The organism is Pseudomonas sp. PDM28, assembly GCF_019219115.1.
Classification (GTDB): domain Bacteria; phylum Pseudomonadota; class Gammaproteobacteria; order Pseudomonadales; family Pseudomonadaceae; genus Aquipseudomonas; species Aquipseudomonas laurylsulfatiphila.
In genome coordinates this window covers 602679-622860 of the sequence record NZ_JAHUWG010000003.1, presented here as the reverse complement: position 1 = coordinate 622860, position 20182 = coordinate 602679, and the positions used below count along the sequence as shown (strand labels likewise).

The following is a 20182-nucleotide window of genomic DNA, read 5'->3' as shown; positions in this document are numbered from 1 at the left end:
TCCTGCCCTCTGGCCCGCTTGTTTCACCGCTCCATGCAGGGTGTTATGCGCGCCATGCCTGTCGTGCAGGTGCATAACAAAAAGGAGGCGCAATGAACGCCGTATTCCATCTCCATCTCTCTGTGAGAGGCGGTTTTCCTGCCTTTCCCGTCGATGATCCGCAAGGATCTGACCCATTTTTTGCAGCCGCCCGAGCCTCTCGGGGTGGACACAGGCAATCCCGGCCATAGACACGCTTGTCCAGCGGGTCTGGCAGCAGGGGGTTACAGGTGTACAATGCGCCGCGTTTTACCTGTGACCTCCTGCGCATCTGCGCAACCCTCAAGGCTATCCGCCTTGTTCACTCCGCCGCGTCACGAGCGTGTCGGGTTCGATTTCGTCACAGATAAAAACAAACAGGTGACGCATGACCGTTGTAAATACGCTGAACTCCTGGTGCCTGCGCTGGGGTTTGATCGGTGCCGCTTAACGCCTTTCTTGAGCAGCAACGTCGACTGAACATCATCAAACCTTGCGTGAGACCCTTTTCATGAGTGGACAAAACCCGCAATCAGGCGAGCTGAAACGCGGCCTGAAAAATCGCCACATTCAATTGATTGCCTTAGGTGGCGCGATCGGTACCGGTCTGTTCCTCGGCTCGGCCGGGGTACTCAAGTCCGCCGGCCCGTCGATGATCCTCGGCTACGCCATCTGCGGCTTCATTGCTTTCATGATCATGCGCCAACTGGGCGAAATGATCGTCGAAGATCCGGTAGCCGGCTCCTTCAGCCACTTCGCCCACAAGTACTGGGGCGGCTTTGCCGGTTTCCTGTCGGGCTGGAACTGCTGGATTCTCTACATCCTGGTGGGCATGTCGGAGCTGACCGCGGTCGGCAAGTACATCCACTACTGGGCGCCGGACATCCCGACCTGGGTCTCCGCAGCGGGCTTCTTCGTGCTGATCAACGTCATCAACCTGGCCAACGTCAAAGTGTTTGGCGAGGCCGAGTTCTGGTTCGCGATCATCAAGGTCGTGGCGATCGTCGGCATGATTGCCCTGGGCAGCTACCTGCTGGTCAGCGGCAATGGCGGCCCGCAAGCGGCGGTGAGCAACCTGTGGTCCCACGGTGGCTTCTTCCCGAACGGTATCAGTGGTCTGGTGATGGCCATGGCTTTCATCATGTTTTCCTTCGGTGGCCTGGAAATGCTCGGCTTCACTGCTGCGGAAGCCGACAAGCCGAAAACCGTGATCCCGAAAGCGATCAACCAGGTGATCTACCGGATCCTGATTTTCTACATCGGTGCCCTGGTAATCCTGCTGTCGTTGACCCCATGGGACAGCTTGCTGACCACCCTGAACGCCTCCGGTGATTCCTACAGCGGCAGCCCGTTCGTGCAAGTGTTCTCGATGCTGGGCAGCAACACCGCGGCGCACATCCTCAACTTCGTGGTCCTGACTGCGGCGTTGTCGGTGTACAACAGCGGCACCTACTGCAACAGCCGCATGCTGCTGGGCATGGCCGAGCAGGGCGATGCGCCGAAAGGCCTGGCGAAGATCGACAAGCGCGGCGTGCCCGTGCGTTCGATCCTGGCCTCGGCCGCCGTGACCCTGATCGCGGTGCTGCTGAACTACCTGATCCCGCAAAACGCGCTGGAATTGCTGATGTCGCTGGTCGTTGCCACCCTGGTGATCAACTGGGCAATGATCAGCTACTCGCACTTCAAGTTCCGCCAGCACATGAACAAGACCAAGCAGACGCCGCTGTTCAAGGCCCTGTGGTACCCGTACGGCAACTACATCTGCCTGGCGTTCGTGTTGTTCATTCTCGGCGTGATGCTGTTGATTCCGGGGATCCAGACATCGGTGTACGCGATTCCGGTATGGCTCGTGTTCATGTGGGTCTGCTACGGCATCAAGAACAAGCGCAGTGCTCAACATGCGTTGCAGGCAGCAGTGAAGTAACTCCCCGCAGAAACGACAAACCCGGCCATGTGCCGGGTTTTTTGTGGCTATCGAATTCTTGGCATGACACTAAACCCTGTGGGAGCGAGCTTGCTCGCGATGAGGCCGTGTCAGTCGACATCATCGTTGCCTGACACACTGCTATCGCGAGCAAGCTCGCTCCCACAGGGATCGCGTTTGTCCGACCCTTTCGCGGTATCCTGCACGCTCTGAATACGGACGCTTTTCCATGCTGGTGATTTCCAACAACGTGCATCTGCCGGATGCCGAGATCGAGTTGACGGCCATTCGCGCCCAGGGCGCGGGCGGGCAGAACGTCAACAAGGTGTCGAGCGCGGTGCACCTGCGCTTCGACATTCCGGCGTCGTCCTTGCCCGAGTTCTACAAGGAGCGGCTGCTGGCACTGCGCGACAGCCGCATCACCAGCGACGGTGTGTTGATCATCAAGGCCCAGCAATATCGGACGCAGGAAGCCAACCGTGCCGACGCGCTGGAGCGACTGACCGAGCTGATCCTCAGCGCCACCAAAGTCGAAAAGAAGCGCCGCCCGACCAAACCGACCCTCGGCTCAAAGAAGCGCCGCCTCGAATCCAAGACCAAGCGCGGCAGCATCAAGGCCGGACGCGGCAAGGTCGACTTCTAGCGGGCGTCCCGCGCCTCGCGTTGCTTCGGTGCCTGCCGGTACAGGTAAAGGCTGAGTATCAATCCGCTCAATGCGGCGAGGGCGGCGAACAGGAAGATCGAAGCGAAACCAAAGCCCGCCGCAATCGCCCCAGCCAGCGGCCCGGTGATCCCCAGCGACAAATCGATGAACAGCGAATAGGCGCCGACGGCTGCGCCACGGCTGGAGGCGGGCACCAGGTTGACCGCTTCCACGCCGAGCGCCGGAAACACCAGCGAAAAGCCGAAGCCGCTCAGCGCCGCACCCGCCAATGCCCAATGTGCATCCGGTGCCAGCCACAGCAACAGCAAGCCCAGGGTTTCCACCGACAGGCAGGCAATGGCGACCCGAAAGCCGCCGAGACGGTTGATCAGGTTGCCGAACAGCAGGCGCGCGCCGATGAAACTGGCGCCGAACAGGCTCAGGCACAGCACCGCGTTGTCCCAGTGTTGCGTGGCGTAATACAGGGTGATGAAGGTGGCGATGGTGCCAAAGCCGATGGAGCCCAGAGCCAGGCCGCAGCCGTGGGGAAAGACACGCCCGAGCACATGCATGAACGGCAGGCGCTCGCCGGCAACGATCGGCGCGGCGGTTTTCGGCCAGGCCAGCAGCAGGCCGAGCACGGCCAGCAGCACAATGCTCACGCCCATGCTCCACAAACCCAGTTGATGGACGATCAACACACCCAAGGGCGCGCCGACGGCCAGTGCGCCGTAGCTGGCGATCCCGTTCCAGGAAATGACCTTGGCCGTGTTCGCCGCGCCGACCCGGCCGATGCCCCAGCCAATCGAACCCGAGCCCACCAGGCTTTCCGCGCTGCCGAGAACCAGACGGCCGATCAACAGGCTGATCAGGCTCAAGGTCGGCAGGCTCTGGGTCCAGGCCGAGATCAACATGAACACGCCGCTCAGGCCGCAACCGGCCAGGCCATACATCACCGCCAGTTTGCTGCCCTTGTTGTCGATGATCTTCCCGGCATAGGGGCGGCTGAGCAGGGTGGCCAGGTATTGCACGCTGATCACCAGGCCCGCGACCACCGCGCCGAAGCCCAGGTCACTGTGGACGTAACCAGGCAATACGGCCAGGGGGATGCCGATGTTCAGGTAGCCGATGAAGGTGAAAAGGACAATGGAAACGACTTGCAGCGTGACCGCCAAGGGGCGCTGGTTTTCAGGCATGGGTAAAGGGTCCACGGTAAAGCAGGATAGATAGGCTGCTTATGATAGCGGTGTGGACGGTCGTTGGTTGTGAAAAAGTAAAACTATTTGCCGGGCGGCGTCATTCAGCTTTGACGGGAGCAACCAGTTGCGTAGTGACCAGGGCGGCCAGCGCATTTTCCTGGGTGCCGAAGCGGGCGAGCAGGGCGGCTTGTTTCTCGGGAGTGAGGCGATTCCAGATCTCGATCATTTTCTCGGCGGTGCCGATCAGGACGCTGGCCTGCTTTTCATCAAAGGTTTCGCTGAGTTCATCGGTCATGGTGCGGGCTCACGTTTCAGGCAGTGTGGAAAGCGCATGGTAGCGCTTTCCACACGGTCTGTACGGCGGGTGTTTCAGTCTTCGCTGTCAGCCTGGCGGCGGTCAGTGGCTTCTTTCGGCTCGGGCTGTTGGGCACCGGCTTGTTGCGTGGTCGTCTGCTCAGGTTCGTGCAGGCTTGGGAAGGGGAGATTAGGAATCTCGTGCATGGTCGCGCTCCTCGCTAAGTCTGTTGATAGATCTGGTAGATCCGCGCTTTAAAAAAGCCTGGGCAGGATACAGCACTGAAAATGACAAACGGACTTTTATATCCATTTGTTTCGACGGATGGGATTGTCTAGACATGACTGGAAGAGCGACACAAAACAAATGTGGGAGCGAGCTTGCTCGCGATGGCGGCCTGACAGTCAACAGAGATGTTGAATGTTATGGCCTCATCGCGAGCAAGCTCGCTCCCACAGGGTTTGGTGGTGTTATTTGCAGACTGCGGCAATCGCCTCGGCCAGCAGATCCAGGCGCGTAGCATCAATCCCTGCCACGTTGGCCCGGCCGGAGTTGACCATGTACACACTGTGATGCTCGCGCAGTTGCTTGACCTGATCCGGCGTCAAACCGGTGTAGGAAAACATCCCGCGTTGCACGCCAATGTGCGCAAAGCGCTCGCGCAAACCGTGAGGCTCCAGTGCTTCCACCAGACCGCTGCGCAGTTGGGCGATACGCAGGCGCATGCCTTCCACTTCGTCAGCCCAGAGGTTTTTCAACTCTGGGTCACCGAGGATGGTTGCGACCACGGCCGCACCGTGATCCGGTGGCGTCGACCACAGGTTGCGGGCGATGTTGGCCAGCTGGCTGCGGATATCGGTGAGCTTGTCGGCGCTTTTCGCGCAGACAATCAGCGCGCCGGTGCGGTCGCGGTACAGGCCGAAATTCTTCGAGCAAGAGCTGGTGATCAGCAGTTCCGGCAACTCGGCGGCGAACAGCCGGGTCGACCAGGCATCCTGCTCCAGGCCATCGCCGAATCCTTGATACGCAAAGTCGATCAGTGGCAGCAATTCGCGCTTGCGTACTACCTCCAGCACCCGGTGCCAGTCGTCGTGGGACAGATCGAACCCGGTCGGGTTGTGGCAGCAGGCGTGCAGCAACACCACGTCACCCTTGGGCGCTTCGTTGAGCACTGCCAGCATGCCCTCGACATCCAGACGGTTGTCACTGCCGACGTAGGGGTAATGGCTGACCTTGACCTTGGCGGCCGCGAAAATGCTTTCGTGGATCGGCCAGGTCGGATTGCTCAACCAGACGCCGCGCTCCGGCAGGCACTGGGCGATGAAGTCAGCGCTCAGGCGCAACGCCCCGGTGCCGCCCGGAGTCTGGGTGGCGCCGGCGCGTTGTGCGCTGATCAGCTTCGAGTCGGCGCCCAGCACCAGCTCATTGATCGCCTTGCCGAACGCCGGTTCGCCGTGACCACCGATGTAGGTCTTGGTGGACTGGCCGTCCACCAGGCGCTGCTCGGCAAGTTTCACCGACTCGAGAATCGGCGTCAGGCCCTGGGCGTCCTTGTAGACACCCACGCCCAGATCGAACTTGCGCGGGTTCGGGTCCTGCGCGTAGGCCTCCATCAAGCCCAGAATCGGGTCGCCGGGCACTCGGCCGATGGCGTCGAAGTGCATTACTTGCGCCCCTCGGCGTCCTTCGCTACTTCGTCGGTGCGCGCAGCCATGATGAAGTCGTTGCGGTGCAGGCCCTTGATCGAGTGGCTCCACCAGGTCACGGTCACTTTGCCCCACTCGGTCAGCAGGCCCGGGTGATGGCCTTCAGCCTCGGAGATCTCGCCGACGGCGTTGGTGAAGGCCAGTGCATGTTTGAAGTTCTTGAACAGGAAGACCTTTTCCAGCTGCATGATGCTGTCGCGTACTTCGATGTTCCAGTCCGGGATCTGCTTGATCAGGATCGGCAGTTCTTCGTCGCTGACTTGTGGGGCGTCGGCGCGGCAGGCTTCGCAATGGGCTTGGTTCAAAGTGGACATGGTGTGTTTCCTGTAATCGAGTGTTTTTATATCGGTCGACAGTGCCGTCACGCTAAACCAAAGCGACGGTGACTGACAGACTCACTTGTCAGCAAAAATCGCGGTTCACGCAGCTTTTGGTTTTGGCGGAAATTTCGGAGTGTGCAGACCCATCTGCATCGCTTGCTTGACCATGCCCATGATGTCTTCGTGGGCCAGGTCGAACAGGCGCTTTAGGTTCGGCAGCGCGAAATACAGGGGTTGCAGGATATCGATGCGGTACGGCGTGCGCATGCATTCCAGCGGGTCGAAGGCTTGATGTTCAGGCTCGTTCGACAGGCAGTAAACGGTTTCCTTCGGTGAAGACAGAATGCCGCCGCCGTAGATGCGCTGGCCTTGCGGGGTGTCGACCAGGCCGAACTCGATGGTCATCCAGTACAGGCGCGCCAGGTACACGCGTTCTTCCTTGGAAGCCTTGAGGCCAAGTTTGCCGTAGGTGTGGGTGAATTCGGCGAACCAGGGGTTGGTCAGCAGCGGGCAGTGACCAAAGATCTCGTGGAAAATGTCCGGCTCTTGCAGGTAGTCCAGTTCTTCGCGGGTACGAATAAAGGTCGCCACCGGAAACTGCTTGCTGGCCAGCAATTCGAAAAAGGTCTGGAAGGGAATCAATGCGGGAACCCGGGCAACCTGCCAGCCGGTGGTTTCACCGAGGACCTTGTTGATTTCGCCGAGTTGAGGAATGCGGTCGTGGGGCAGACCGAGTTTTTCGATACCGTCCAGGTACTCCTGGCACGCACGCCCTTCGATCACTTTGAGTTGGCGAGTGATCAGCGTGTTCCACACCGCGTGTTCTTCGGCGGGGTAGTCGATAAAACCTTGCGCATCGGGCTCGCGAGCCACGTATTGCGTCTGCTTCATACTGCTCTCCTGCTAGGGGATTTCGTTCTTGTTATGTACTGCTATGGACCTAGAAATACCCCAAGGATTGCACTGTTGCAGCAGGTGATCGGCGTCAAGCGTAGGAAAATCCCCCGATATTCGTAAAGTTTTCGTTACGAATGGTGCGTGGTCGCGCAGCTATTGAGATTTACCGGTTTGAAAAACCCTTTGTCTGTCACATAATCTTGACGACTATCTGAGCGCCTCGAAAGAAAAATGCGATCGAGCGCGCACCGCTGTACCCCTGTGGGAGCGGGCTTGCTCGCGATAGCGGTAGACCAGCCAACATAGATGTTGAATGTGAATCTGCTATCGCGAGCAAGCTCGCTCCCACAGGGATTGCGTTGATACCAACTTTATTCACCGCATTGCATTTCAGGCCTTTTTCATGCGTATCAAAGTCCACTGCCAGAACCGCATCGGCATCCTGCGCGACATTCTCAACCTGCTGGTGGAGTACGGGATCAACGTGGCCCGCGGTGAAGTGGGGGGGGAGCATGGCAACGCCATCTACCTGCATTGCCCGAACCTGATCAACATCCAGTTCCAGGCCTTGCGTCCGAAATTCGAAGCGATTGCCGGGGTCTTCGGCGTCAAGCGTGTAGGGCTGATGCCCAGCGAGCGTCGGCACATGGAACTCAATGCCCTGCTCGGTGCGCTGGAGTTTCCGGTGCTGTCGATCGATATGGGTGGTTCCATCGTCGCGGCCAACCGGGCAGCGGCGCAGTTGCTGGGGGTGCGGGTCGACGAGGTGCCGGGTATTCCCCTGTCGCGGTACGCCGAAGATTTCGATTTGCCGGAACTGGTGCGCGCCAACAAATCGCGAATCAACGGGCTGCGGGTCAAGGTCAAGGGTGACGTGTTCCTGGCCGACATCGCGCCCTTGCAGTCTGAGCACGACGACAGCGAGGCCATGGCCGGTGCTGTGCTGACGCTGCACCGCGCCGACCGGGTGGGTGAACGCATCTACAACGTGCGCAAGCAGGAATTGCGTGGCTTTGACAGCATCTTCCAGAGCTCGAAGGTGATGGCCGCGGTGGTGCGCGAAGCGCGACGCATGGCGCCGCTGGATGCGCCGCTATTGATAGAGGGCGAAACCGGCACCGGCAAAGAGTTGCTGGCGCGGGCCTGCCACTTGGCCAGCCCTCGAGGGCAGTCGCCGTTGATGGCGCTCAATTGCGCGGGGCTGCCGGAGTCCATGGCCGAGACGGAATTGTTCGGTTATGGCCCCGGTGCCTTTGAAGGGGCGCGGGCCGAAGGCAAGCTCGGGCTGTTGGAACTGACGGCGGGCGGTACGCTGTTTCTTGATGGCGTCGGGGAAATGAGCCCGCGCTTGCAGGTGAAATTGCTGCGCTTTCTGCAGGATGGCTGCTTCCGTCGTGTGGGCAGCGACGAGGAGGTCTACCTCGACGTACGAGTGATCTGCGCGACCCAGGTCGACCTGTCCGAATTGTGCGCGCGCGGCGAGTTCCGCCAGGACCTCTATCACCGCTTGAATGTGTTGTCGCTGCACATCCCTCCACTGCGCGAATGCCTCGACGGTTTGACGCCGCTGGTGGAGCACTTCCTAGATCAGGCCAGTCGGCAGATCGGTTGCCCATTGCCCAAGCTCGCCCCGGCGGCCATGGAGCGACTCAGCCACTACCACTGGCCGGGCAACGTGCGGCAACTGGAGAACGTGCTGTTCCAGGCGGTTTCCCTGTGCGACGGAGGCACGGTCAAGGCAGAGCATATTCGTCTGCCGGATTACGGCGTGCGCCAGCCATTGGGCGACTTTTCGCTCGAAGGCGGGCTGGATGAAATTGTCGGGCGCTTTGAAAAAGCGGTGCTGGAACGGCTTTATTCGGAACATGCCAGCAGCCGATTGCTCGGCAAGCGGCTGGGTGTCTCTCACACAACGATTGCCAACAAGTTGCGTGAATATGAAATAGGCAAACTTGAACGTTGAGGGCTTTTTATTTTCTAAGTGTTAATGATTATCCAGTGCTTATTGTTCCTGTTTAAAGCGCTAAATTCCCCTGCCATTGATCTAAATCATGGAAGTTGCCGAACAAGCCATCTAGGCTCTTCTCAACGTTTGGCAGGAGCGATGACCATGCCATCAGTGGATGATTCTACCCGGCGAGTTCGCAAAGAAACTCGCCTGTTCTATTTCCTGATCATTGTTCTGTTTCCACTGTTATCGGTGGCGATAGTCGGTGGTTACGGTTTTTTTGTCTGGTTTCTGCAAATGCTCCTCGGTCCGCCAGGCCCCCCCAACTGATCGACATCCATCTCTAACTCAGCAGGGAGTACGGGTCGTGGAAAAGACGCTGCACATTGCCAGTCTGGTGGTTCATGCCCGTCCTGCCTTGTTCGAGGCGGTCAAAGCCAACCTGCGTTTGCTTACGGGCGTTGAGCTTCATCAGGAAAGCCCCGCCGGCAAGTTAGTGGTTGTGCTGGAAACCGATCACGAAAGCCAGATTCTTCAGCGAATCGATCAGATCAATCGCTTGCCGGGCGTGCTCAATGCCGCTTTGGTTTATCACGAGATTCTCGATGTAACGGGAGAAAGCACATGCCTATGACTCGGCGAGAGTTTGTCAAAGCCCAGGCAGCCGGTATCGCGGCTGCGGCTGCGGGGCTCCCGGTGTTTACCTCGGCCAGCAACCTGATTACCGAACAAGACATGGTTTCCCTGAACTGGAACAAGGCGCCCTGTCGTTTTTGCGGTACCGGTTGCAGCGTCATGGTGGCGACCAAGGACAACAGGGTTGTTGCCACTCACGGCGATGTGAAAGCCGAGGTCAATCGCGGGTTGAACTGTGTCAAAGGCTACTTTTTATCCAAGATCATGTACGGCGTTGATCGCCTGACGCAGCCGCTGTTGCGCATGACCAACGGGCAATATGACAAACAAGGCGAGTTTCAGCCGGTGTCCTGGAAACAGGCGTTCGATGTGATGGAGTTGAAGTACAAGGAAGCGCTGAAGAACAAGGGCGGGGAATCTGTCGCCATGTTCGGCTCCGGGCAGTGGACGATCTGGGAAGGGTACGCGGCCAACAAATTGATGAAGGCAGGGTTCCGTTCGAACAACATCGACCCCAATGCGCGCCATTGCATGGCTTCGGCGGTCATGGGGTTCATGCGCACTTTTGGTATTGATGAGCCGATGGGCTGTTACGACGATATCGAAGTCACCGATGCATTCGTCCTGTGGGGTTCAAACATGGCGGAAATGCACCCGATTCTTTGGAGTCGGGTCACTGATCGCCGTTTAAGTCAGCCGAATGTGAAGGTGGCCGTACTTTCCACTTTTGAACATCGCAGTTTTGAACTGGCCGACATTCCGATGGTGTTCAAGCCGCAGACTGACTTGCTCATTCTCAACTACATCGCCAACCACATCATTGAAAGCGGTTCGGTCAACAAAGACTTCGTCAGCAAACACACCCGATTCGCCAAAGGCACCGATGACATCGGCTACGGTTTGCGTCCCGATAATCCGCTGGAGATGAAGGCCAAGAATGCCGACAAGGCAAACACCTGGACTGACATCGACTTCGAGCAATTCGCCGCTTTCGTCAAACCCTACACCCTGGAACGCACCGCAAAGGAAACCGGGGTGCCGGCCGAGCGCCTCAAGGCATTGGCTGAACTGTACGCCGACCCCAAGCGCAAGGTGGTTTCGTTCTGGACCATGGGCTTCAACCAGCACACCCGGGGTGTGTGGGCGAACAACCTGATCTACAACATCCACCTGCTGACCGGGAAAATCAGCGAGCCGGGCAACAGTCCTTTCTCCCTGACGGGCCAGCCTTCGGCCTGCGGCACGGCGCGAGAAGTGGGTACGTTCTCCCATCGCTTGCCGGCCGACCTGGTGGTGACCAATCCGGCGCACCGCGCCACGGCGGAAAAAATCTGGAAACTGCCGGCGGGCACCATCAAGGAAAAAGTCGGGTTCCACGCCGTGCAGCAGAGCCGCATGCTCAAGGACGGCGTGCTCAATGTGTATTGGACGATGGCCAGCAATAACATGCAGGCCGGACCCAACATCATGCAGGAAGTGCTGCCCGGGTGGCGCAACCCCGAGAACTTCGTGGTGGTGTCGGATGTGTATCCCACCGTTTCGGCGCAGGCAGCGGATCTGATTTTGCCCACGGCCATGTGGGTCGAAAAAGAGGGGGCTTACGGCAACGCGGAGCGGCGTACGCAGTTCTGGCATCAATTGGTCTCGGCACCGGGTGACGCCAAGTCGGACCTCTGGCAATTGGTCGAATTTTCCAAGCGCTTTACAACCGACGAAGTCTGGCCGGCAGAACTATTGGAGAGTTCACCGCAGTACAAGGGCAAGACCCTGTATGAGGTGCTGTTCAAGAATGGCCAGGTCGATCAATTCCCCGCTGAGCAACTGGCTGAGGGCTATCAGAACGACGAGGCCCGGGATTTCGGTTTCTACCTGCAAAAAGGCCTGTTCGAAGAATATGCCCAGTTCGGCCGTGGACATGGTCATGACCTGGCGCCCTTTGATCGTTATCACTCCGAGCGCGGGTTGCGCTGGCCCGTCGTCGAAGGCAAGGAAACGCTGTGGCGCTTCCGCGAAGGTTACGACCCCTATGTCGAGAAGGGCAGTGGTGTGCAGTTCTACGGCTACCCCGACAAGAAAGCGATTATCTTCGCGTTGCCTTACGAGCCGCCTGCGGAAGCCCCGGACGCGGACTTTCCGTTCTGGTTGAGCACCGGACGGGTGCTTGAACATTGGCACACAGGGACCATGACCCAGCGCGTCGAAGAACTCTATAAAGCAGTCCCCGATGCGTTGGTCTACATGCACCCCGCCGACGCCAAGGCCCTCAATGCCCGACGTGGCAGTGAAGTGAAGCTGATCAGTCGACGCGGCGAGATGCGTGCACGGATTGAAACCCGAGGGCGCAACAAACCGCCTCAAGGCCTGGTGTTCGTGCCGTTTTTCGATGCCAACAGGCTGATCAATAAAGTCACGCTTGATGCGACGGACCCCATCTCCAAGCAGACCGATTACAAAAAATGCGCGATCAGGATTGAGTTGATCAAGACGGCATAAGGAGCGCTTTCATGAATTATCGTGTGCTGTCCCTGCTTGCCGTTCTGCTGGTGTGGCTGCCCATGGCATTTGCGGCCGAACCCGGGTACCCACTGGATGCGCCGGCACCGGATGGGCGACGAGTCGGCGGGACCTTGACTCAGGAGCTGCCGGCACCGCCCATCGCGGAAGACGAAAACAAGGACCTCAAGCGTGAACGTAATTATCCCGAGCAACCGCCCACCATTCCCCACAGCATTCGCGGGTATGGCATCGACATGAACAGCAACAAGTGCCTGACCTGCCACAGTCGTGCCAACAGTGCGCGCACCCAGGCGCCGATGATCAGCATCACGCACTACATGGACCGTGACGGCCAGGCATTGGCGGCCGTGTCGCCGCGCCGGTACTTCTGCAATCAGTGTCACGTACCGCAAAAAGATGTGAAGCCTCTGGTGAACAACAGCTTCAAGAACATCGACCAGGTGCTGCAAGACGAAATCAACCGCCAGCCGAAACCTTGAGGAGAGGCTATGAAATCTTTGCTTGCCTTGCTCAAGGATTATTGGAGTGTACTGCGTCGGCCCAGCGTGCATTACAGCCTGGGCTTCCTGACCCTCGGCGGATTTATCGCCGGGGTGATTTTCTGGGGTGGGTTCAACACCGCGCTGGAAGCGACCAACACCGAGAAGTTCTGCACGTCCTGCCATGAAATGCGCGACAACGTTTTTGTCGAGTTGCAGGAAACCATTCACTACACCAATCGCTCGGGCGTGCGCGCCACGTGCCCGGACTGCCACGTCCCCCACGAGTGGACGCACAAGATCGCCCGCAAGATGCAGGCCTCCAAGGAGGTCTGGGGCAAGCTGTTCGGCACTATCAGTACCCGGGACAAGTTTCTGGGCATGCGTCGGGAGCTGGCCGAACACGAGTGGGCACGGCTCAAGGCCAACGACTCCCGGGAGTGTCGCAACTGCCACAACTTCGAGTTCATGGACTTCACGCGGCAGGGCAAGCGCGCCGCCAACATGCACTCCACCTCATTGGCCAGCGGACAGGCAACCTGCATCGACTGCCATAAAGGCATTGCCCACAAATTGCCCGACATGAGCGGCGTGAAAGGCTGGTAGCCGGCTTTCACGGCGTTGCCTCCAAGCGGCATAACCGCGCCGGTTTTTCGTCTCCGATACAGTGTCCGTTTCCCTTCTGATTGGCCTCCGGCCCCCGGTTTCATGGGGGTTGGAGCTGCTGCGCACAAGTTGGTCTGCAAATTGCTACAGCCTGCGCAACACAGCAGTGGGCGGCAAACGTCCGGCAGGCAGAGGAAAGAGTGTGGACAAGTACCTTTATGTGGCAATGACCGGCGCCAGCCAGAATGCTCTGGCGCAAAAGGCGCATGCCAACAACCTCGCGAACATCTCCACCAATGGCTTCCAGAAAGACCTGGAGCAGGCCCGTTCGATGCCTGTGTTCGGTGACAGCTTTCCGGCGCGTGCGTTTGCCATGTCCGAACGCCCGGCCACGGATTTCTCCCCGGGCTCACTGGTGGAAACCGGCCGCGACCTCGACGTTGCCGTGCAAGGCGGCGGCTGGATTGCCGTACAGAATCCCGATGGCGGTGAAAGCTACGTGCGCACCGGCAGCTTGAACGTTGACGCCCTGGGTGTGCTGCGTGCCGGCAATGGCATGCCGGTCATGGGCAATGGCGGGCCGATTGCCGTGCCGCCGGAGCAGCAGATCGAAGTCGGCGAGGACGGCACCATCAGCATCCGCGCGATGGGCGAAGGTCCGCGGGTGATGGCTGAAGTGGACCGCATCAAGCTGGTCAACCCGGACCTGAAGAACATGACCAAGGGCCTGGATGGTTCGATCCACACCAAGGACGGCAAGCCGGCGCAGGCCGATGCCAACGTCAAGCTGGTGTCCGGGTTCCTCGAGTCGAGCAACGTCAATGCCGTGGAAGAGATGACCTCGGTACTGGCCTTGTCCAAGCAGTTCGAGTTGCACATCAAGATGATGAACACCGCCAAAGACGATGACCAGGCCATGGCTCGGGTCTTGCAGATCAGCTAATTACCAGAACGTCGCGCCGTAAAACAGGCGCACGAGGAGAATCGAATGCTTCCGGCTCTATGGGTTGCCAAAACAGGTCTGTCCGCCCAGGACACCAACCTGACCACCATTTCCAACAACCTGGCGAACGTGTCGACCACGGGTTTCAAACGTGACCGCGCCGAGTTCCAGGACCTGCTCTACCAGATCAAGCGTCAGCCAGGTGCCCAGTCGACCCAGGACAGCGAACTGCCGTCGGGTCTGCAACTGGGTACCGGTGTGCGCATCGTCGGCACCCAGAAGAACTTCACCGCCGGCAGCCTGCAAACCACCGAGCAGCCACTGGACATGGCCATCGACGGTCGCGGTTTCTTCCAGATCCTGCAACCGGACGGCACCACGTCCTACACCCGTGACGGTACCTTCCACCTGGACTCCAACGGCCAGATCGTCAACGCCAGCGGCTTTGCCCTGGAGCCGGCGATTGTCATTCCGAACGACGCGCAGACCTTCACCGTCGGCCGCGACGGCACCGTATCCATCACCGTTGCCGGCAATCCGGCTGCCCAGGTGATCGGCAACCTGCAGACCGCCGACTTCATCAACCCGGCCGGCCTGCAGGCAGTGGGCAACAACCTGTTCCTGGAAACCGCCGCCAGTGGCGCGCCGCAAGTCGGCACTCCGGGCCTGAACGGTTTCGGCACCACGCTGCAGAACACCCTGGAAACGTCCAACGTCAGCACCGTTGAGGAGATGGTCAACATGATCACCACCCAGCGCGCCTACGAGATGAACTCCAAGGTGATCTCCACCGCCGACCAGATGCTCTCGTTCGTAACGCAGAATCTGTAATCAAGTCTATGGGGCGGCCATGAGGCTGTCTGCAACACCGTGAGGTAGGGTCATGAATCGCTATGTATCTGTTCTGGCACTGAGTGGGATCGCCGCGCTCGCAGGTTGCGTGCCTTCGACGCCCAAGCCCAATGACCCTTACTACGCTCCGGTGTTGCCGCGTACGCCGTTGCCGGCTGCCGCGAACAACGGCTCGATCTATCAGGCCGGTTTCGAACAGAACCTCTACAGCGACCGCAAGGCGTTCCGGGTCGGTGACATCATCACCATCACCCTGAACGAAAGGACCCAGGCCAGCAAAAACGCCAACTCGCAAATCGGCAAGAACAGCAAGGCCAACATCGGCCTGAGTTCGCTGTTCGGCAGCAGCGCCACCACCAACAACCCGTTCGGCGATGGCGACCTGAGCCTGAGTGCCAGCTACGAAGGTGACCGCGCGACCAAGGGTGACAGCAAGGCGGCGCAGGGCAACACCCTGACCGGTTCGATCACCGTGACCGTTGCCGATGTGTTGCCCAACGGCATCATCGCGGTGCGCGGCGAGAAGTGGATGACGCTCAACACCGGCGATGAGCTGGTGCGGATCGCCGGCCTGGTTCGCGCCGATGACATCTCGACCGACAACACCGTGTCGTCGACCCGTGTCGCCGATGCGCGCATCACCTATTCGGGCACCGGCTCGTTTGCCGATGCGAGTCAGCCAGGCTGGTTCGACCGTTTCTTCCTCAGCCCGCTGTTCCCTTTCTAGGTGGCTTTCCAGTTGAGCATGTTGAACTTCAAACACCTTATGGTGGCCGCCCTGATGATGTCGGCAGCCTTCAACGCTCAAGCCGAGCGCCTGAAGGACATCGCCAGCATTTCCGGCGTGCGTTCCAACCAGTTGATCGGCTACGGCCTGGTGGTCGGGCTTAACGGCACCGGCGACCAGACGACGCAGACCCCGTTCACCCTGCAGACCTTCAACAACATGCTGTCGCAGTTCGGCATCAAGGTACCGCCGGGTTCGGGCAACGTACAGTTGAAGAACGTGGCGGCCGTGTCGATCAGCGCCGATCTGCCGGCGTTCGCCAAGCCGGGTCAGCAGGTCGACATTACTGTTTCCTCCATCGGCAACTCCAAGAGCTTGCGCGGCGGCACCTTGCTGCTGACGCCACTCAAGGGGATCGACGGCAACGTTTATGCGGTGGCCCAAGGCAACCTGGTGGTCGGCGGTTTCGATGCGGAGGGGCGCGACGGCTCGAAGATCACTGTCAACGTTCCGTCGGCCGGCCGCATCCCAGGCGGTGCCTCGGTGGAGCGCGCGGTGCCGAGCGGTTTCAACCAGGGCAACAGCCTGACGCTGAACCTCAACCGTTCCGACTTCACCACGGCCAAGCGCATCGTCGACAAGATCAACAACATGCTCGGCCCTGGCGTGGCCCAGGCCATCGACGGCGGTTCGGTTCGCGTCACCGCGCCGCTCGATCCAAGCCAGCGTGTCGACTACCTGTCGATCCTGGAAAACCTCGAGATCGATCCGGGCCAGGCGGTGGCAAAAGTCATCATCAACTCCCGTACCGGCACCATCGTGATCGGCCAGAACGTCAAGGTTTCCCCGGCCGCCGTGACCCATGGCAGCCTGACCGTGACCATCACCGAAGACCCAATCGTCAGCCAGCCCGGCCCTCTGTCCAATGGCACGACGGCGGTGGTGCCGCGTTCGCAGGTCAATGCCCAGCAGGAAGCCAAGCCGATGTTCAAGTTCGGCCCTGGCACCACCCTCGACGAGATCGTGCGGGCGGTGAATCAGGTCGGCGCGGCACCGGGTGACCTGATGGCCATCCTCGAAGCGTTGAAGCAGGCCGGCGCCCTGCAAGCCGACCTGATCGTGATCTGAGGACGGCCATCGTGGATATGCGCAAGAGCGGTCTGGTCAGCAGTAGCGATTCGGGTTCCTACTCGGACCTCAATCGTCTGAATCAGCTCAAGGTCGGCGACAAGAACAGCGACGGCAACCTGCGCAAGGTGGCGCAGGAATTCGAGTCGCTGTTCCTCGGGGAAATGCTCAAGTCCATGCGTTCGGCCACCGAAGCGCTGGGTCAGGACAATCCGATGAACACCCCGGCGGCCAAGCAATATCAGGAAATGTACGACCAGCAACTGGCCGTTTCCATGTCCCGCGAGGGCGGTGGTATCGGCCTGGCTGATGTGCTGATGCGCCAGATGTCGAAGGACAAACCGCTGGCGCCGGGTGAGGCCGCCGCAGCGTCTCTGGCCAAGCAAGAGGCCGCGAAAGCAGCCGTGCAAACGCCGGTGGCGGCCGGCACGGTGGCAATCAATGGGCCGCTGTCGCGGATCAATGGCCAGCGTCCATTGTGGGCTTCGCGCTCGGTCCACGCCCCGCAAGAGGCGGGTGAGGGTGGTCATCGCAATGACATGGCGCTGATCAATCAGCGACGCCTGGCATTGCCGCCGAAGCTGGCTGATCGTCTGTTGGCCGGGTTGGTGCCTTCGGCGACGCCCGCTGCCACGACGATCAACAAGACACCGTTGCCTGAGCGCGCGACAAGCACCGGCACGGGACCGCTGTACAACGGCGACTGGCTGGCGACTGCGCAGCAATCCTCCTCGGGCGGCATGCAGATCTACGGTCGCGCCATGGCGCAGATTCCGTTGGCGCCCCCGAAGAAAGCCTTCAGTTCCGCCGACCAGTTCGTCAACACCATGTTGCCGATGGCCAAGGAGGCGGCGGCGCGGATTGGTGTCGATCCGCGTTACCTGGTGGCCCAGGCGGCCCTGGAAACCGGTTGGGGTAAATCGGTCATGCGCCAGCAGGATGGCAGCAGCAGCCACAACCTGTTCGGCATCAAGGCCGGCAACAGTTGGCAGGGGAATTCGGCGCGGGCGATCACCAGCGAATTCCGGAACGGGCAGATGGTCAAGGAGACGGCCCAGTTCCGTTCCTACGACTCCTACAAGGACAGTTTCCATGACCTTGTGACTTTGCTGCAGACCAATAATCGCTATCAAGATGTCGTGAAGTCGGCCGATAACCCGGAACAGTTTGTACGCGAGTTGCAGAAGGCCGGTTACGCAACCGACCCGGACTACGCGAGCAAGATTTCGCAGATAGCCAAGCAGATGACGAGTTACCAGAACTACGCTGCGGCGGGCGTTTCCACTACGCCTTTATAGGCACAAGGAATAAGGTCTGAACCATGAGTTTGCTCAATATCGGGATGTCGGGGCTCTCTGCTAGCCACGCTTCGTTGGTGACTACCGGTAACAACATTTCCAACGTCGATACCGTCGGGTACTCGCGCCAACAAACGGTACAGGGCACCAAAGGCTCTATTCAGTACGGCAATGTGTTCATCGGCACCGGCACGACGCTGGCCGATGTGCGTCGGGTGTACAACAGCTACCTCGATGCGCAGTTGCAGACCACTACCTCGCTCAACGGTGATGCGCAGGCGTATCTGGGGCAGGCCACTCAGGTGGACAAACTGCTGTCCGACAGTGGCACCGGCATCACCAAGACACTGCAGTCCTTCTTCTCGTCGTTGCAGACGCTGTCCGCGAACTCCAACGACAACGCTGCACGCCAGGCGCTGTTGACCAATGCCCAGGGTTTGAGCAGCCGCTTCAATGCCATGTCCCAGCAGTTGACGCAGCAGAACACCTACATCAACGATCAGTTGGGTTCGATGGCCGAACAGGTCAACAAGCTGGCGTCGACTGTCGCGGCGTACAACAAGAGAATCAGTGAAGTCAGCAGTTCGAGTGGCACGCCCAACGAACTGCTGGACCAGCGCAACGAAACCATTCGCCAGCTCAACGAGCTGGTCGGCACTCAGGTCACCGAAACCGAAGGCCGACTGGATGTCTACCTGGGTAGCGGCCAGCCGTTGGTTGTAGGCGACACGGTCAATAAATTGCGTATGGCGGCAGACCCGACCGACCCGACCCGTTCCTCGATCATCATGGATCGTGGCAGTTCGTCGATCGACATCACGGGTGTGATGAGCGGCGGCCAGATGGGTGGACTGTTGCGCTATCGCTCTGAAGTGCTGACGCCGGCGGTCAATAGCCTGGGCCGCATCGCCATGGTTGTGGCGGATCAGGTCAACAAGCAATTGGGGCAGGGCCTGGACCAGAACGGCAACTTCGGCGCCGCGCTGTTCAACAACATCAACAGCGCGGCGGCCATCAGTCAGCGCAGCATCGCCAATGCGAACAACGACCCGGCCTCCGGCAACCTGAACGTCACCATCAAGGACACCAGCAAGCTGCAGGCCAGTGACTATCAGGTGACCATCACGGCCACGGGCTACAACGTGCGTCGCTTGTCGGATAACACCGACATGGGCAACTTCGCGTTCGCTACTCCTCCTGCTGCCGAGCCGGTCATCGATGGCTTCAGCCTGAGCCTGAACGCAGGCTCGGTCACCGCCGGCGACAGCTTCAAGATTACCCCGACGCGCAGCTCCGCCGCGGACATGACCACGGTCATGACCGACGCCAAAACCCTGGCCACGGCCGCTCCGCTAACCTCTTCCAAGGCCTCGGGCAATGACGGCACCGGTGCAGTCAGTCAGCCGACACTGAACACTGCCCTGGATATCTACGATCCGGTCCAGCGTCTGGAAGTGCAGACGGCGGTCAAGGCATCGATGCCGGTTCGCATGCTCATGACCAGCGCCACGGCCTACGAGGTGTTCGACGCCAAGGGCAACAGTGTCGGTACCGGCAACATCGTGCCAGGCCAGAACAACGACCTGAACATTGCCGTGCCTTACACCGATGCCGGTGGCAATGCAAAAACCTTCAGCGTGGGGATGACTGTCAGCGGCAGCCCGGCCTCGGGTGACAGTTTCAATATTTCCATGACTGCGGCCGGAAGCACCGACAACCGCAATGCTGCGGCCTTGCTCGGTCTGCAAACCAAGGCAACGGTGGGGGCCACTGCTACTAGTCCGGGTGTGAGTTTTACCGAGGCTTATGGTGGCCTGGTCTCGAGCGTCGGCTCCCAGACCAAGCAGGCTCAACTGGACGGCACAGCCACTGACACCATCCTGACCGGGGCGCGAAACGCCCGTGACTCGCTGTCGGGGGTCGATCTCGATGAAGAGGCCGGTAACCTGACCAAGTATCAGCAGTACTACACGGCGTCTTCGCAGATCATCAAGACTGCGCAGGAAATTTTCAGCACTCTGATCAATGCCCTTTAAGGAGCCGTAG

The 20182-nt window shown here is 59.8% G+C and carries 20 protein-coding genes; 14 read left to right on the top strand and 6 right to left on the bottom strand.

From position 1 onward, the window contains the following. The first annotated feature begins 529 nt into the window (after nt 1–529). On the top strand, nt 530–1942 hold the full coding sequence (locus KW841_RS09345; RefSeq protein ID WP_218475404.1) for an amino acid permease: 1413 nt from the start codon (nt 530–532) through the stop codon (nt 1940–1942). A 229-nt stretch (nt 1943–2171) separates the two neighbouring features. After that, nucleotides 2172–2585, top strand: a complete 414-nt coding sequence (arfB, locus tag KW841_RS09340; RefSeq protein ID WP_003222786.1) for an alternative ribosome rescue aminoacyl-tRNA hydrolase ArfB — start codon at nt 2172–2174, stop codon at nt 2583–2585. On the opposite strand, the gene KW841_RS09335 is transcribed toward arfB, so the two are convergent. The 6 genes from KW841_RS09335 to phhA form a co-directional block, all read right to left on the bottom strand. Then, on the bottom strand, nt 2582–3781 hold the full coding sequence (locus tag KW841_RS09335; RefSeq protein ID WP_007975306.1) for an MFS transporter: 1200 nt from the start codon (nt 3779–3781) through the stop codon (nt 2582–2584). The two genes, arfB and KW841_RS09335, sit on opposite strands and share 4 nt — an antisense overlap. A 100-nt stretch (nt 3782–3881) precedes the next feature. Continuing rightward, nucleotides 3882–4079, bottom strand: a complete 198-nt coding sequence (locus tag KW841_RS09330; protein ID WP_007975307.1) for a hypothetical protein — start codon at nt 4077–4079, stop codon at nt 3882–3884. 74 nt (nt 4080–4153) lie between these two features. Continuing rightward, entirely contained in the window at nt 4154–4285 is a 132-nt protein-coding gene (locus tag KW841_RS29640; RefSeq protein ID WP_007975308.1) for a hypothetical protein, read from the bottom strand. 264 nt (nt 4286–4549) lie between these two features. Continuing rightward, nucleotides 4550–5743 (bottom strand): amino acid aminotransferase, encoded by a 1194-nt coding sequence (locus KW841_RS09325; protein WP_218475401.1) that lies wholly within the window; start codon nt 5741–5743, stop codon nt 4550–4552. Continuing rightward, a complete protein-coding gene (locus KW841_RS09320; RefSeq protein WP_007975310.1) occupies nt 5743–6099 on the bottom strand; it encodes a 4a-hydroxytetrahydrobiopterin dehydratase in 357 nt (118 codons plus the stop codon). Before KW841_RS09320 ends, KW841_RS09325 begins: the two co-directional genes overlap by 1 nt. 105 nt (nt 6100–6204) lie before the next feature. After that, nucleotides 6205–6996, bottom strand: coding sequence for a phenylalanine 4-monooxygenase (gene phhA, locus KW841_RS09315; protein WP_007975312.1), 792 nt, complete (start codon nt 6994–6996; stop codon nt 6205–6207). Between the two features lie 409 nt (nt 6997–7405). Here phhA and KW841_RS09310 point away from each other — a divergent pair, with 409 nt between their 5' ends. The 12 genes from KW841_RS09310 (at nt 7406) to flgK (ending at nt 20172) form a co-directional block, all read left to right on the top strand. Continuing rightward, complete coding sequence (locus KW841_RS09310) at nt 7406–8965, top strand: sigma-54-dependent transcriptional regulator (RefSeq protein ID WP_095945466.1); 1560 nt, start codon at nt 7406–7408, stop codon at nt 8963–8965. 147 nt (nt 8966–9112) lie between these two features. Further along, nucleotides 9113–9280, top strand: coding sequence for a periplasmic nitrate reductase, NapE protein (locus KW841_RS09305; protein ID WP_218475398.1), 168 nt, complete (start codon nt 9113–9115; stop codon nt 9278–9280). A 37-nt stretch (nt 9281–9317) separates the two neighbouring features. Next, nucleotides 9318–9584 carry a chaperone NapD gene (locus KW841_RS09300; RefSeq protein WP_095058996.1) on the top strand — a complete coding sequence of 89 codons (267 nt, stop codon included), beginning with the start codon at nt 9318–9320 and terminating at the stop codon, nt 9582–9584. Continuing rightward, a complete protein-coding gene (napA, locus tag KW841_RS09295) occupies nt 9575–12079 on the top strand; it encodes a nitrate reductase catalytic subunit NapA (protein WP_218475396.1) in 2505 nt (834 codons plus the stop codon). The genes KW841_RS09300 and napA overlap by 10 nt, the downstream gene beginning before the upstream one ends. Before the next feature lie 11 nt (nt 12080–12090). Next, complete coding sequence (locus KW841_RS09290) at nt 12091–12582, top strand: nitrate reductase cytochrome c-type subunit (protein WP_218475394.1); 492 nt, start codon at nt 12091–12093, stop codon at nt 12580–12582. Nucleotides 12583–12591: 9 nt separating this feature from the next. Then, nucleotides 12592–13188 carry a cytochrome c3 family protein gene (locus KW841_RS09285; RefSeq protein WP_218475391.1) on the top strand — a complete coding sequence of 199 codons (597 nt, stop codon included), beginning with the start codon at nt 12592–12594 and terminating at the stop codon, nt 13186–13188. A 202-nt stretch (nt 13189–13390) separates the two neighbouring features. Continuing rightward, complete coding sequence (locus tag KW841_RS09280) at nt 13391–14131, top strand: flagellar basal body rod protein FlgF (protein ID WP_218475389.1); 741 nt, start codon at nt 13391–13393, stop codon at nt 14129–14131. A gap of 45 nt (nt 14132–14176) precedes the next feature. Then, nucleotides 14177–14962 carry a flagellar basal-body rod protein FlgG gene (gene flgG, locus KW841_RS09275; protein ID WP_007975316.1) on the top strand — a complete coding sequence of 262 codons (786 nt, stop codon included), beginning with the start codon at nt 14177–14179 and terminating at the stop codon, nt 14960–14962. A 52-nt stretch (nt 14963–15014) separates the two neighbouring features. Further along, entirely contained in the window at nt 15015–15710 is a 696-nt protein-coding gene (gene flgH / locus KW841_RS09270) for a flagellar basal body L-ring protein FlgH (RefSeq protein ID WP_102699460.1), read from the top strand. A gap of 18 nt (nt 15711–15728) precedes the next feature. Next, on the top strand, nt 15729–16838 hold the full coding sequence (locus tag KW841_RS09265; RefSeq protein WP_218475480.1) for a flagellar basal body P-ring protein FlgI: 1110 nt from the start codon (nt 15729–15731) through the stop codon (nt 16836–16838). 11 nt (nt 16839–16849) lie between these two features. Then, nucleotides 16850–18136: a flagellar assembly peptidoglycan hydrolase FlgJ gene (gene flgJ / locus KW841_RS09260; protein ID WP_218475387.1), complete on the top strand. Its 1287-nt coding sequence runs from the start codon at nt 16850–16852 to the stop codon at nt 18134–18136. Between the two features lie 23 nt (nt 18137–18159). Then, nucleotides 18160–20172, top strand: a complete 2013-nt coding sequence (flgK, locus tag KW841_RS09255; RefSeq protein WP_218475384.1) for a flagellar hook-associated protein FlgK — start codon at nt 18160–18162, stop codon at nt 20170–20172. Nucleotides 20173–20182: the final 10 nt, after the last annotated feature.